Genomic DNA, 13,873 nt, shown 5'->3' with positions numbered 1-13,873 from the left:
TTTTTAGATTCTGTAGACCCGCAGTGCTGCGGGAGGCGTACCCATGAAATTCGTCGATGAAGTATCGATTTACGTAAAGGCCGGCGACGGTGGCAACGGCATGATGAGCTTCCGTCGTGAGAAGTTCATCGAGAAGGGCGGCCCCAACGGGGGTGATGGCGGCGACGGCGGCTCGGTGTATATCGTGGCCGACGAGAACCTCAATACCCTGGTGGACTATCGCTATACCCGGCGTTTCAACGCGCAGAACGGCGAGAAGGGCGGTAGCACCGATTGTACCGGGCGCAAGGGCGATGACCTGATCCTGCCGGTGCCGGTCGGCACCACGGTGATCGACTCGGCGACCCAGGAGGTGATCGGCGATCTGACCAAGGCGGGCCAGCGCCTGCTGGTCGCCCAGGGTGGCTGGCACGGCCTGGGCAATACCCGTTTCAAGTCCAGCACCAATCGTGCGCCACGCCAGACTACGCCGGGCAAGCCGGGCGATGCCCGCGATCTCAAGCTGGAGCTCAAGGTGCTGGCGGACGTCGGGCTGCTGGGCCTGCCGAATGCCGGCAAGAGCACCTTCATTCGCTCGGTTTCGGCGGCCAAGCCGAAGGTGGCGGATTATCCGTTTACCACCCTGGTGCCGAATCTCGGCGTGGTCAGTGTCGATCGCTACAAGAGCTTCGTGGTGGCCGACATTCCCGGGCTGATCGAGGGCGCCTCCGAGGGTGCCGGGCTGGGTATCCGCTTCCTCAAGCACCTGGCGCGTACCCGCCTGCTACTGCATCTGGTGGACATGGCGCCGCTGGATCTGAGCGATCCGGCCGAGGCGGCAGTGACCATAGTCGAGGAACTGACCAAGTTCAGTCCGGCATTGGCCGATCGTGACCGCTGGCTGGTGCTGAACAAGTCCGACCAGATACTCGAGGAGGAGCACGAGGCGCGTGTCGCCGAAGTGGTGGCGCGGCTGGAGTGGGAGGGGCCGGTCTATGTGATCTCCGCCCTGGCCCATGAGGGCACCGAGCGCCTCTGTCAGGACATCATGAATTACCTGGAGGTGCGTGCCGAGCGTGCCGCGGAGAATCCCGAGTTCGCCGCCGAGCTGGCCGAGCTGGATCAGCGCATCGAGGACGAGGCGCGTGCCCGTCTGCAGGCGCTGGACGACCAGCGTGCGCTGCGTCGCGCCGGGGTCCGGAGCGTCGACGATGTCGACGAGGACGACTTCGACGACGAGGATGACGAGGATGGCCCGGAGATTATCTACGTCCGGGATTAAGCAAGTTTTCAGCGCCGCTTAATAGCGGCGTTTTTGTAACGGCTGAACGAGCGCTGTCTGGCTAAGGTTGGAAGATCATGCGTGACAAGGTGACCGGCGCACGGCGCTGGGTGGTGAAGATTGGCAGTGCGTTGTTGACCGCCGACGGGCGTGGCCTGGATCGAGCGGCGATGGCGGTGTGGGTCAAGCAGATGGTGGCGCTGCGCGAGCAGGGCGTCGAGCTGGTGCTGGTGTCGTCCGGCGCGGTGGCGGCGGGCATGAGTCGCCTGGGCTGGAATGCCCGGCCCAGTGCCATGCACGAGTTGCAGGCGGCGGCGGCCATCGGGCAGATGGTGCTGATCCAGGCCTGGGAGTCGAGCTTCGCCGAGCATGGCCGGCATACGGCGCAGATTCTCCTGACCCATGACGACCTGTCGGATCGCAAGCGCTACCTGAATGCCCGCAGTACGTTGCGCACTCTGGTGCAGCTGGATGTGGTGCCGGTGATCAACGAGAACGACACGGTGGTCACCGACGAGATCCGCTTCGGCGACAACGACACCCTGGCGGCGCTGGTGGCCAACCTGGTGGAGGCCGATCTGCTGGTGATCCTCACCGATCGGGATGGCATGTATGACGCCGATCCGCGGCACAATCCCGGGGCTGCGCTGATCGGCGAGGCGCGCGCCGACGACCCGGCGCTGGATGCCGTGGCGGGGGGTGGGTGGTGCGCTGGGGCGCGGCGGCATGCAGACCAAGCTGCGTGCGGCGCGTCTGGCGGCGCGCTCCGGGGCGCATACCGTCATCGCGGGCGGGGCGATCGAGCAGGTGCTGGTGAGGCTCAGGGCGGGCGAGCAGCTGGGTACCCTGCTGGCGCCGGAGCGCGGCCTGCTGGCGGCGCGCAAGCAGTGGCTGGCCGGCCATCTGCAGACCCGTGGCACCCTGGTGCTGGATGCCGGTGCGGTCAAGGCGCTGGTCAAGGATCGCAAGAGTCTGCTGCCGGTCGGGGTCAAGGCCGTGCGGGGCAGTTTCCGGCGCGGCGAGATGGTGGTGTGCGTCGACCCCGAGGGGCGCGAAGTGGCGCGCGGGTTGGCCAACTACAGCGCCCTGGAGGCGCAGAAGATCATCGGCCAGCCATCGGATGCCATTCAGCGGCTGCTCGGCTATGTCGATGAGCCGGAGCTGGTGCATCGGGATAATCTGATTCTGGTGTGAGGGGGTGTGAATGCGCATGGCGAATGGGTTGTCGGTTGCGTTGCTGATGCTGCCGCTGCTGGCTTCGGCCGAGGAAATCGGCGAGGTTTCCACCGTGTTCAAGCTGCTCGGGCCGAACGACAAGATAGTGGTCGAGGCGTTCGACGATCCCGAGGTGGAGGGCGTGACTTGCTACCTGTCGCGCGCCAAGACCGGCGGGGTGAAGGGCGGTCTGGGCTTGGCCGAGGATCGGGCCGAGGCCTCGATCGCCTGTCGCCAGGTCGGCCCGGTGCGCTTCAAGTCCGAGCTGGAGGATGGGGCGGAGGTGTTTCGCGAGCGCACCTCCCTGGTATTCAAGACCATGCAGGTGGTGCGGTTCTTCGATGAGCGGCGCAATACCCTGGTGTATCTGGTCTACAGCGACCGGGTGATCGAGGGCAGTCCGCAGAATGCGGTGACGGCTATCCCGATCCTGCCCTGGCCGCAGCGCCCCTGAGGTCGGTGGCGGCCTGGCATCGGTTCCGGGCTTTTCTCTGGGCAATAAAAAACCGGCCATAAGGCCGGTTCTTCAAGAACTCGCAGCTTAGGCTGCAGCAGCTTCGCCGAGCGCCTTGATGTGGGCGTTCAGGCGGCCCTTGTGGCGGGCGGCTTTGTTCTTGTGGATGATGCCCTTGTCGGCCATGCGGTCGATGACCGGAACGGCCAGGGTGTAAGCGGTCTTGGCCTGCTCGAGGTCTTTGGCGTCGATAGCCTTGACCACGTTCTTGATGTAGGTGCGGACCATGGAGCGCAGGCTGGCGTTATGGCTACGACGCTTCTCAGCCTGTTTGGCGCGTTTTTTGGCAGAAGGTGTATTGGCCACCGTCAAGCTCCTCGAAAACTGGGGGGTTACAAACAAATAAGGCCGCGAATCATGCCGAGCTCAGGGGCGCCTGTCAAGCTTGTTGGCGTTTGTCCCTGCTGGCCTGACCAGTGGCAGGCCGCTACACTCGTCGCCTTCGCGCGCCGGCGGATTGTCCGTTGGCGTGTTCGCTCGCGGAAATCGAATTATTACATGAATCTGCTCAAGTCGCTGGCCGCCGTCAGCTCGCTGACCCTGCTTTCCCGGGTGCTGGGGTTCGTGCGCGACACCATCATCGCGCGGATCTTCGGCGCCAGCGTGGCCTCGGACGCCTTCGTGGTGGCGTTCAAACTGCCCAACCTGTTGCGCCGCATCTTCGCCGAGGGCGCGTTTTCCCAGGCCTTCGTGCCGATCCTGGCGGAGTACAAGACCCAGCAGGGCGAGGAGGCGACCCGCACCTTCGTCGCCTACGTGAGCGGCCTGCTGACCCTGGTGCTGGCGCTGGTCACGCTGCTCGGCATCCTCATTGCCCCCTGGATCGTGTGGATATCCGCGCCGGGCTTCGCCGACGAGCCGGATCGCTTCGGCCTGACCACAGACCTGCTGCGGGTCACCTTCCCCTATATATTGCTGATTTCCCTGTCGTCGCTGGCGGGCGCGGTGCTCAACACCTGGAACCGCTTCTCGGTGCCGGCCTTCGTGCCGACGTTGCTGAACGTCAGCATGATAGTGTTCGCCCTGTGGCTGGCGCCCTATTTCGACCCGCCGATCATGGCCCTGGGTTGGGCCGTGCTGGTCGGCGGCCTGCTGCAGCTGCTCTATCAGCTGCCGCACCTCAGGAAGGTCGGCATGCTGGTGCTGCCGCGGCTGAATCTCAAGGACATGGGGGTGTGGCGGGTGCTCCGGCAGATGGGGCCGGCGATCTTCGGCGTGTCGGTGAGTCAGATTTCGCTGATCATCAATACCGTGTTCGCCTCCTTCCTGGTGGCCGGCTCGGTGTCCTGGATGTATTACGCCGACCGGCTGATGGAGCTGCCGGCCGGTGTGCTAGGGGTGGCGCTGGGGACCATCCTGTTGCCGGCCCTGTCCAAGACCCATGCCAGCGCCGATCGCGAGGAGTACTCGCGGCTGCTGGACTGGGGGCTGCGCCTGTCCTTCCTGCTGGCGCTGCCCAGTGCGGTGGCGCTGGCGCTGCTGGCCGAGCCCCTGACGGTGTCGCTGTTCCAGTACGGCAAGTTCGCCGCCCACGATGCGCTGATGACCCAGCGGGCGCTGATCGCCTACTCGGTCGGCCTGCTCGGCATCATCCTGGTGAAGATTCTCGCCCCGGGCTTCTATGCCCGGCAGAACATCCGCACGCCGGTGCGCATCGCCGTGGTCACGCTGATCGCCACCCAGCTGATGAACCTGGCCCTGATCGGGCCGCTGGCCCATGCCGGCCTGGCCCTGGCCATCGGCCTGGGCGCGTGCCTGAATGCCGGGCTGCTCTACTGGCAGCTGCGCAAGGGCGACTATTTCCAGCCGCAGCCAGGCTGGGCCCTGTTCCTCGGCAAGCTGCTGCTGGCGGTGATGGCGATGGGCGCGGTGCTGCTGGCGGCCATGCACTTCATGCCGGCCTGGAGCGAGGGCAGCATGCTCCTGCGTCTGTTGCGCCTGGGCGGGTTGGTGCTGGTCGGGCTGGCGAGTTACTTCGGCATGCTGCTGGCGCTCGGCTTCCGTCTGCGCGACTTCACCCGCAGGGCGTTGCATTGATTGCCGGCGGCTTGGCGCTGCCGCCTGTTGTCCGTCGGCGGGTGTGCGTATAATCGGCCACTTTATGAGCAAGAAGCGTGCTATGCAGCTGGTTCGAGGTCTTCATAACCTGCGGCCCCAGCATCGGGACTGTGTCGCCACCATCGGCAACTTCGACGGCGTCCATCGTGGCCATCAGGCCATCTTGGCGCGCCTGCGCGAGCGTGCGGCCGAACTGGGGGTGCCCAGTTGCGTGGTGATTTTCGAGCCGCAGCCGCGGGAGTTCTTCGCCCCGCTGACGGCGCCGGCGCGCCTCACCCGGCTGCGCGACAAGCTCGCGCTGCTGGCCGAGGAGGGCGTCGACCGGGTGCTGTGCCTGGCGTTCAACCCGCGCCTGCGCGAGTTGAGCGCGGCCGACTTCGTTCGCGAGGTGCTGGTCGAGGGGCTGGCGGTGCGTCACCTCGAGGTGGGCGATGACTTCCGCTTCGGCTGCGACCGGGCCGGCGACTTCGCCTTCCTGGCGCGGGCAGGGGCCCAGCACGGCTTCACCGTCGAGGCCGCGGCCACGGTCGAGGTCGATGGCGGGCGGGTCAGCAGCACGCGGGTGCGTGAGGCCCTGGCCGGCGGCGATTTCGCCCTCGCCGAGCAGCTGCTCGGTCGGCCGTTCCAGATCGCCGGGCGCGTGCTGCACGGGCAGAAGCTCGGTCGCCAACTGGCGGCGCCGACCGCCAACATCCAGCTCAAGCGTCGTCGCGTGCCCCTGACCGGGGTCTATCTGGTCAGCACCCGGGTGGACGGCCAGGCCTGGCCGGGCGTCGCCAATATCGGCGTGCGGCCGACCGTAGCCGGTGACGGCAGCGCCCACCTGGAAGTGCATCTGCTGGATTTTGCCGGTGACCTGTATGGCCGGCGTTTGACGGTGGCGTTCCACCACAAGCTGCGCGACGAGCAGCGTTTCGCCTCACTCGAGGCCCTGAAGACGGCCATTGCCGCCGACATTGCCGCCGCCCGTGCCCATTGGCAGGGCCAACCGCTTAAGTGAAGAGCCTGAGATGACCGACTACAAAGCCACGCTAAACCTGCCCGATACCCAGTTTCCGATGAAGGCCGGCCTTCCGCAGCGCGAGCCGCAGACCCTGCAGCGCTGGAACGACATCGGCCTGTATCAGAAGCTGCGGCAGCTTGGCGAGGGACGGCCGAAGTTCGTCCTGCACGACGGCCCGCCCTATGCCAACGGCAGCATTCACATCGGCCATGCGGTCAACAAGATCCTCAAGGACATCATCACCCGTTCCAAGACCCTGGCCGGCTTCGATGCGCCCTACGTGCCGGGCTGGGACTGTCACGGCCTGCCGATCGAGCACAAGGTTGAAACCACCCACGGCAAGCACCTGGCCGCCGACAAGACCCGCGAGCTGTGCCGCACCTACGCCGCCGAGCAGATCGAGGGGCAGAAGGCCGACTTCATCCGCCTCGGCGTGCTGGGCGACTGGGGCAACCCCTACAAGACCATGGAGTTCGCCAACGAGGCCGGCGAGATCCGCGCCCTGGCCGAGATGGTCAAGCAGGGCTTCGTGTTCAAGGGCCTGAAGCCGGTCAACTGGTGTTTCGACTGCCGCTCGGCCCTGGCCGAGGCGGAGGTCGAATACGCCGACAAGCAGTCGCCGACCATCGACGTCGGCTTCCCGGTGGAGGATGCCGACAAGCTGGCGGCGGCCTTCGGCCTGGACAGCCTGGCCAAGACCGCCTACGTGGTGATCTGGACCACCACCCCCTGGACCATCCCGGCCAACCAGGCGCTGAACGTGCACCCGGAGTTCGACTACGCCCTGGTCGACACCGGCGACAAGCTGCTGCTGCTGGCCGAGGAGCTGGTCGAGTCGTGCCTGAGCCGCTACGGCCTGCAGGGCGAGGTGATCGCCCGGGCCAAGGGCGAGGCGCTGGAGCTGATCCGCTTCCGCCACCCCTTCTACGAGCGCTTCGCCCCGGTCTACCTGGCCGACTACGTAGCCCTGGACGCCGGCACCGGCATCGTCCACTCGGCGCCGGCCTACGGCGAGGACGACTTCCATTCGTGCAAGCGCTATGGCATGCACAACGACGACATCCTCAATCCGGTGCAGAGCAACGGCGTCTACGCCGAGTCGCTGCCGTTCTTCGGCGGCCAGTTCATCTGGAAGGCCAACCCGGCGATCGTCGACAAGCTGGCCGAGGTCGGCTGCCTGCTGGCCCACGAGAAGGTCAACCACAGCTACATGCACTGCTGGCGGCACAAGACCCCGCTGATTTACCGCGCCACCGCCCAGTGGTTCGTCGGCATGGACAAGCAGTCGGCCCAGGGCAGCACCCTGCGCGAGCGCGCCATCGCCGGCATCGAGCAGACCGCTTTCGTCCCGGCCTGGGGCCAGGCGCGCCTGCACGGCATGATCGCCGGCCGTCCGGACTGGTGCATCTCGCGCCAGCGCAACTGGGGCGTGCCCATCCCGTTCTTCCTGCACAAGGAGAGCGGCGAGCTGCACCCGCGCACCGTCGAGCTGATGGAGGCCGTGGCCCAGCGCGTCGAGCAGCAGGGCATCGAGGCCTGGTTCCAGCTGGACGCCGCCGAGCTGCTCGGCGACGAGGCGGCGCAGTACGACAAGATCAGCGACACCCTGGACGTCTGGTTCGACTCCGGTACCACCCACTGGCACGTGCTGCGCGGCTCGCATTCGCTCGGCCATGCCGCCGGCCCGCGCGCCGACCTCTACCTGGAAGGCTCGGACCAGCACCGCGGCTGGTTCCATTCCTCCCTGCTGACCGGCTGCGCCATCGACGGCCACGCGCCCTACAAGGCGCTGCTGACCCACGGCTTCGTGGTCGACGAGAACGGCCGCAAGATGTCCAAGTCCCTGGGCAACGTGGTGGCGCCCCAGGAGGTCAACGACAGCCTGGGCGCCGACATCCTGCGCCTGTGGGTAGCCTCGTCCGACTACTCCGGCGAGATGGCCGTGTCCAAGGTCATCCTGCAGCGCAGCGCCGACGCCTACCGGCGTATCCGCAACACCGCGCGCTTTTTACTCTCCAACCTCAGCGGCTTCGACCCGGCGCAGCACCTGCTGCCGGCCACCGAGATGCTGGCCCTGGATCGCTGGGCGGTCGACCGCGCCCTGCTGCTGCAACGCGAGATCGAGGAGGCCTACGACAGCTACCGCTTCTGGAACGTCTACCAGAAGGTGCACAACTTCTGCGTGCAGGAGTTGGGCGGCTTCTACCTCGACATCATCAAGGACCGCCAGTACACCACCGCCGCCGACAGCGTGGCGCGGCGCTCCTGCCAGACCGCGCTGTTCCACATCGCCGAGGCGCTGGTGCGCTGGATCGCGCCGATCCTGTCCTTCACCGCCGACGAGATATGGCAGTACCTGCCGGGCGAGCGCAACGAGTCGGTCATGCTCAACGGCTGGTACCAGGGCCTCGACGAGCTGCCGCAGGGCTTCGAGCTGAGCCGCGCGTTCTGGGAGCGGGTCATGGCAGTCAAGGTGGCGGTGAACAAGGAGCTGGAGAACCAGCGCAGCGCCAAGGCCATCGGCGGCAACCTGCAGGCCGAGGTGACGGTGTACGCCGAGGACAGCCTGATCGCCGACCTGGACAAGCTGGGTAACGAGCTGCGCTTCGTGCTGATCACCTCCACCGCCAGTCTGGCGCCGCTGGCCAGTGCGCCGCAGGACGCGGTGGACACCGAAGTGGCCGGCCTCAAGCTCAAGGTGGTCAAGTCCGCCCACGCCAAGTGCGGGCGCTGCTGGCACCACCGCGAGGACGTCGGCAGCCACGCCGCGCACCCGGAGATATGCGGCCGTTGCGTGGACAACATCGAAGGCGCCGGCGAGGTTCGCCACTATGCCTAATGCCGGGCGTTTCGGGCGGCTGGCCTGGCTGTGGCTGAGTCTGCTGGTGTTTGCGGCCGATCAGGCCAGCAAGCTGTATGTCGAGGACGTGCTGACCCTGTACCAGCAGGTGGTGGTGATTCCCGGCTACTTCAGCTGGACCCTGGCCTACAACACCGGCGCCGCCTTCAGCTTCCTGGCCGGCGCGTCCGGCTGGCAGCGCTGGTTCTTCGCCGCCATCGCGCTGGTGGTCAGCGTGGTGCTGGTGATCTGGCTCAAGCGCCTCAAGCCCGAGGAGACCTGGCTGGCCGTGGCGCTGGCCCTGGTGCTCGGCGGTGCTCTGGGCAACCTGGTCGATCGCGTCCTGCTCGGCCATGTGGTCGACTTCATCCTGGTGCACTGGCAGCACCGCTGGTATTTCCCGGCGTTCAACATCGCCGACGCCGCCATCACCCTCGGCGCCATCCTCCTGGCGCTGGATATGTTCAAGAGCAACAAGTCCGGAGACCTCGCCCATGACTGACCTACGCATCGGCCCGGACAAGGAAGTCACCCTACATTTCGCCCTCAAGCTGGAAAACGGCGAGGTGGTGGACAGCACCGAAGGCAAAGCACCGGCCACCTTCAGGGTCGGCGACGGCAACCTGCTGCCCGGTTTCGAAACCGCGTTGTTCGGCTTCAAGGCCGGTGACCAGCGTACCCTGCAGGTGCTGCCGGAGCAGGGTTTCGGCCAGCCCAATCCGCAGAACGTGCAGCAGATGCCGCGCGCGCAGTTCCAGGACATGGAGCTGTCCGAGGGGCTGCTGGTGATCTTCAACGACGCCGCCAACGCCGAGCTGCCGGGGGTGGTCAAGGCCTTCGACGAGAGCCAGGTGACCATCGACTTCAACCATCCGCTGGCCGGCAAGACCCTCAACTTCGAAGTGCAGATCATCGAGGTCAAGGCGCTCTGACGCCCGGCGAGGGACCGGAACGCCGGTCCCTCTGCCCGGCCATTCGCCCGTCGCCTGCGGGCGGCGTTACACTCCCAGTTCCTGCTTCGCGCCGAGATTCACGCCCATGCATATCAAACTCGCCAACCCCCGCGGCTTCTGCGCCGGCGTCGATCGTGCCATCGAGATCGTCAACCGCGCCCTGAAGGTGTTCGGCCCGCCGATCTACGTGCGCCACGAGGTGGTGCACAACAAGTTCGTGGTCGAGGACCTGCGGGCCCGCGGCGCGGTGTTCGTCGAGGAGCTGGACCAGGTGCCGGACGACGTCATCGTCATCTTCAGCGCCCACGGCGTGTCCCAGGCGGTGCGCAACGAGGCCGCGCGGCGCGGGTTGAAGGTGTTCGACGCGACCTGCCCGCTGGTGACCAAGGTGCATATGGAGGTGGTGCGCTACAGTCGCGAGGGTCGCGAGTGCATCCTCATCGGTCACCAGGGCCACCCGGAAGTGGAAGGCACCATGGGCCAGTACGACGCCGGCAACGGCGGCGCCATCTACCTGGTGGAGGACGAGGAGGATGTGGCCAGGCTGCAGGTGCGCAACCCCGAGGCCCTGGCCTTCGTCACCCAGACCACCCTGTCGATGGACGACACCAGCCGGGTGATCGACGCCCTGCGTGCCAAGTTCCCCGGCATCGGCGGGCCGCGCAAGGACGACATCTGCTACGCCACGCAGAACCGTCAGGATGCGGTCAAGCAACTGGCGGCCGAATGCGACGTGCTGCTGGTGGTCGGCAGCCCCAACAGCTCCAACTCCAACCGCCTGCGCGAGCTGGCCGAACGCATGGGCACCCCGGCCTACCTGATCGACGGCGCCGAGGACCTCAAGCGCGAATGGTTCGACGGCATCCACGGCATCGGCATCACCGCCGGCGCCTCGGCACCGGAGGTGCTGGTGCGCGGCGTGGTCGCCCAGCTGCAGGCCTGGGGTGCGGCCGGGGAGAGCGAGCTGGCCGGCCGGCCGGAGAACGTGACGTTCTCCATGCCGAAGGAGTTGCGGGTCAAGCAAGTCTGAAGGGATTGCCCTCTAGCAAGAGCCGGCTGCGCCCTGGCTGCGACGGAGTCTTCCGCTCGCACTCAGTACTAGGCGCCGTATCGCATGGCCGCCGGACGCGTGGCAGATGGTCAGGGTGCCGGCCTGAAAGGCGCCGCCCAGGAGTTGCGCGTTGCCGAGCGGGGTGTAGCGGATATAGCGCCTGACGGGCGTATTGCCTTTGGCGATGACGCCCGAGGGGAGGGCCGCGTCCTGCCTAAGTATCGACTCACCGCCATCCGCTTGGCCGTTGTTGTTCAGATCTACGAATACCTGCCAGCCACTGGCCCAGTCGCCATCCCCATTGTCGATCAGCACCGGCCGCTGCCGTTTGATCGATTCGCTGCGCGCCAAGGCAAGGCTCGTCGCCAGCGTATTGCTGGCGCTGGCCAACTGTTGGTTGGCCCTGAACCGCTGGGCCTCCGGTACGGCAATGCCGAGCAGCAGGCTGACAATGGCAAGCGAGCTGAGCAGCTCATGAAGGGTATAGCCGCGAGTACGAAGGTTCATGGCATCCATGCCTTATTGCGCGAGTTGTTCCCTGCCATCCTGGCAAGGGGCCGGTCGTCTCCGCTCCGGCTACGGTTGTCGTGTGGTCCGGGGCTTTTCTGCGGGAGGCCTATAAGCTCTAGCTTGCAGATCGAATTTTGCAAGCGGATGGCCGTGCTTCTTCGCTAAGGAGCGATTAGCCGCTCAGACGTGGAAAAACGCCAACCGTCGAAACACCGTACTGATCGACGGTATTCGAGCGCAATGATTTGTACCCTACCGTCCAGTGGTAGGGCATCTGGATAAACGGACTGCGAGAGGGAACATGGTGAAGCGAGCCGAGCAGCGTGGGTTCAGTCTGATCGAACTGATGATCGCGATCGCGATCATCGGCATTCTGGCCGCGATCGCCTACCCGAACTATCAGGAATACATCCTCAAGAGCAATCGCGCCGCCGCGCAGGCGCAGATGATGGACATCGCCAATCGTCAGCAGCAATTTCTGCTGGCGAATCGGGCATATGCAACCACGGCGGCGCAACTTAATTACACGTTGTCTGGCGACCTGACAGGTAAGTACACCGTGACCGTCGCCGCAGATAACGCCGCTACGCCGCCGACCTTCACCATCACTTTCGCGGCAATAGGGGCGCAGGCCAGCGATGGGGATCTGACGCTCAACAGTCAAGGGGTCAAGACCCCTGCAGCGAAGTGGTGAAGCATCTATGCGAGCAATTATCAGAACCCAGCGCGGCGTCACGCTGATCGAAGTACTGGTTACCGTCATCATTCTTTCCGTCGGCTTACTGGGGATAGCAGGGTTGCAGTCGCGGTTGCAGACCTCGGAGATGGAGGCCTATCAGCGAGCCCAGGCACTGATATTGCTGAACGATATGGCGAACCGTATCGCCAGCAATCGCAATGATGCGGCGAGTTACAGTGCCAACTACGGGCCCGCCAGCCCGCTGGGTGTCGGCATGACCTGTCCGGATAACACAGGGAGCCGCCGGCAGAGGGATGCCAGCGAATGGTGTGCCGCGTTGCAGGGGGCGGCGGAAACGGTCGGCGGCGGAAATGTCGGTGCAATGCTCGGCGGCCGAGGCTGTGTGGAATCCCTCGGCAGCGGTCAGTACCTGGTCACTGTAGCCTGGCAGGGGCTGGCTCCCATCACCGCGCCGGCGGCGGGGACAGCCTGTGGCGCCAACAGTTACGACGGCCCCGCTGGATCGACCTGCTCGGATGATCGCTGTCGCCGTGTTGTCACCACTATCGTGCGAGTGGCCGCGCTATGACACATTCACCAGCACTCCAGTGGAAGAGCAGTGCCTGCGCCATTGGCCTGCGTGCCCAGTGCGGCTTCAGTTTGATCGAGTTGATGGTCGCCATGGTCATCAGTTTGTTGATCATGGGGGCGGTGCTGACGCTATTTCTCGACCTGACTCGCACCAACGACGAGATGGCCAAGACCAATATTCAGATCGAAAACGGGCGTTTCGCGATCCAGTTGCTGCAGGGGGATCTTGCCCATGCTGGCTTCTGGAACGGTTATATCCCTCAGTTCGATGATTTGGCCGAGAATGCGGCTCCCGGCGATGTGCCTACTGCGGCTCCCGATCCTTGTGCAGCTTACGCTTCGTGGAATCCTGCTTATATAACCAATCTCCTGGGCATTTCGGTACAGGCGTATGAGCAGGATGGCGTTCCAGGAAACTGTGCCGGAGTGGTAGCGAATCCTCAGGCAAGCACCGATGTGCTGGTGGTTCGTCATGCGGAAACCTGCGCCCCAGGCGTGGCCGGCTGCGAGGCGGATACCGCGGGAAAACTGTATTTCCAGGCCTCATTCTGTGGGGATGACGTAGGGGCCTATGTGCTCGACACCAACGGTTTCACCCTCCACCCGCGCACGACTGTGCCGGCGGGGTTGGCAAGCTGCGCCGACCCGGCCTCGACCCTTTTTGCACCCAAGCGTAAGTTCATCTCCAGCATCTATTACATCCGCAATTTCTCGGTTACCCCGGGCGACGGCATTCCCACCCTGATGCGTTCCAGGTTCGATCTAGATACGGTTAGTGGGGAGCTAAAGCACCTTCCGGCACAAGCATTGATCGAAGGTATCGAAGGATTCCGGGTCGAGCTGGGGGTAGATAACCTGAGCAAGACCGGCGCCGCAGTGGATTACACCGCGGCTATCGACTGGGCCGACCCGTCCACTCGAACAACGCCCACCAATCGCGGCGATGGCAGCATAGACGGTGACTTCGTCCGCTGTACCACGGCCAGTCCGTGCACTGTGGCGCAGTTGACCAACGCCGTGGCCGTGAAGATCCATGTGCTAGTGCGCAACCTGACGACTACCCCTGGCTACACCGATGCCAAGACCTACAACCTGGGCGCCACCACGCTCGGCCCGTTCAATGATGGCTTCAAGCGCCATGTGTTCTCCAGCACGGTGCGGTTGGTCAACATCTCCGGCAGGAGGGAAACGCCATGATC

General features: G+C 65.3%; 13 protein-coding genes and 1 pseudogene. 12 read left to right on the top strand and 2 right to left on the bottom strand.

The genetic code is table 11. The annotated features are described in order from the left end of the window. Positions 1–43 precede the first annotated feature (43 nt). The 3 genes and pseudogenes from cgtA to I0D00_RS18675 all read left to right on the top strand — a co-directional run bounded on the left by cgtA (position 44) and on the right by I0D00_RS18675 (position 2,930). A complete protein-coding gene (gene cgtA, locus I0D00_RS18685) occupies positions 44–1,261 on the top strand; it encodes an Obg family GTPase CgtA (protein WP_213641309.1) in 1,218 nt (405 codons plus the stop codon). 77 nt (positions 1,262–1,338) lie between these two features. Beyond that, positions 1,339–2,455 (top strand): annotated as a pseudogene (proB, locus tag I0D00_RS18680) (glutamate 5-kinase). A 10-nt stretch (positions 2,456–2,465) separates the two neighbouring features. After that, positions 2,466–2,930, top strand: a complete 465-nt coding sequence (locus tag I0D00_RS18675) for a CreA family protein (RefSeq protein WP_213641308.1) — start codon at positions 2,466–2,468, stop codon at positions 2,928–2,930. Positions 2,931–3,017: 87 nt separating this feature from the next. Here I0D00_RS18675 and rpsT read toward each other — a convergent pair whose 3' ends face one another. After that, entirely contained in the window at positions 3,018–3,296 is a 279-nt protein-coding gene (rpsT, locus tag I0D00_RS18670) for a 30S ribosomal protein S20 (RefSeq protein WP_213641307.1), read from the bottom strand. Positions 3,297–3,488: 192 nt separating this feature from the next. Between rpsT and murJ the strand changes: the two genes are divergently transcribed. The 6 genes from murJ to ispH all read left to right on the top strand — a co-directional run bounded on the left by murJ (position 3,489) and on the right by ispH (position 10,873). Beyond that, positions 3,489–5,027 carry a murein biosynthesis integral membrane protein MurJ gene (murJ, locus tag I0D00_RS18665; protein WP_213641306.1) on the top strand — a complete coding sequence of 513 codons (1,539 nt, stop codon included), beginning with the start codon at positions 3,489–3,491 and terminating at the stop codon, positions 5,025–5,027. A gap of 82 nt (positions 5,028–5,109) precedes the next feature. After that, a complete protein-coding gene (ribF, locus tag I0D00_RS18660) occupies positions 5,110–6,048 on the top strand; it encodes a bifunctional riboflavin kinase/FAD synthetase (protein ID WP_213641305.1) in 939 nt (312 codons plus the stop codon). A gap of 10 nt (positions 6,049–6,058) precedes the next feature. Then, positions 6,059–8,890, top strand: coding sequence for an isoleucine--tRNA ligase (ileS, locus tag I0D00_RS18655; protein WP_213641304.1), 2,832 nt, complete (start codon positions 6,059–6,061; stop codon positions 8,888–8,890). After that, positions 8,883–9,392: a signal peptidase II gene (gene lspA, locus I0D00_RS18650; protein ID WP_213641303.1), complete on the top strand. Its 510-nt coding sequence runs from the start codon at positions 8,883–8,885 to the stop codon at positions 9,390–9,392. Before ileS ends, lspA begins: the two co-directional genes overlap by 8 nt. Beyond that, positions 9,385–9,822, top strand: coding sequence for an FKBP-type peptidyl-prolyl cis-trans isomerase (locus I0D00_RS18645; RefSeq protein WP_213641302.1), 438 nt, complete (start codon positions 9,385–9,387; stop codon positions 9,820–9,822). The genes lspA and I0D00_RS18645 overlap by 8 nt, the downstream gene beginning before the upstream one ends. 106 nt (positions 9,823–9,928) lie before the next feature. After that, the gene (gene ispH / locus I0D00_RS18640) at positions 9,929–10,873 is read left to right on the top strand and encodes a 4-hydroxy-3-methylbut-2-enyl diphosphate reductase (protein WP_213641301.1); all 945 of its coding nucleotides are present in this window, start codon (positions 9,929–9,931) and stop codon (positions 10,871–10,873) included. A 12-nt stretch (positions 10,874–10,885) separates the two neighbouring features. Here ispH and I0D00_RS18635 read toward each other — a convergent pair whose 3' ends face one another. Next, a complete protein-coding gene (locus I0D00_RS18635) occupies positions 10,886–11,401 on the bottom strand; it encodes a GspH/FimT family pseudopilin (RefSeq protein ID WP_213641300.1) in 516 nt (171 codons plus the stop codon). A gap of 304 nt (positions 11,402–11,705) precedes the next feature. Between I0D00_RS18635 and I0D00_RS18630 the strand changes: the two genes are divergently transcribed. The 3 genes from I0D00_RS18630 to I0D00_RS18620 are packed head-to-tail and all read left to right on the top strand — an operon-like array spanning position 11,706 to position 13,871. After that, positions 11,706–12,098, top strand: coding sequence for a type IV pilin protein (locus I0D00_RS18630; RefSeq protein ID WP_213641299.1), 393 nt, complete (start codon positions 11,706–11,708; stop codon positions 12,096–12,098). A 7-nt stretch (positions 12,099–12,105) separates the two neighbouring features. Beyond that, entirely contained in the window at positions 12,106–12,672 is a 567-nt protein-coding gene (gene pilV, locus I0D00_RS18625) for a type IV pilus modification protein PilV (protein ID WP_213641298.1), read from the top strand. Then, positions 12,669–13,871, top strand: coding sequence for a PilW family protein (locus tag I0D00_RS18620; protein ID WP_213641297.1), 1,203 nt, complete (start codon positions 12,669–12,671; stop codon positions 13,869–13,871). The genes pilV and I0D00_RS18620 overlap by 4 nt, the downstream gene beginning before the upstream one ends. Positions 13,872–13,873 lie beyond the last annotated feature (2 nt).

Origin of the sequence: Pseudomonas lalucatii (assembly GCF_018398425.1) — a bacterium.
GTDB classification, from domain to species: Bacteria; Pseudomonadota; Gammaproteobacteria; order Pseudomonadales; family Pseudomonadaceae; genus Aquipseudomonas; species Aquipseudomonas lalucatii.
Note: the sequence above shows the minus strand (reverse complement) of the source record. Positions and strands in the feature narration are given on the sequence as shown.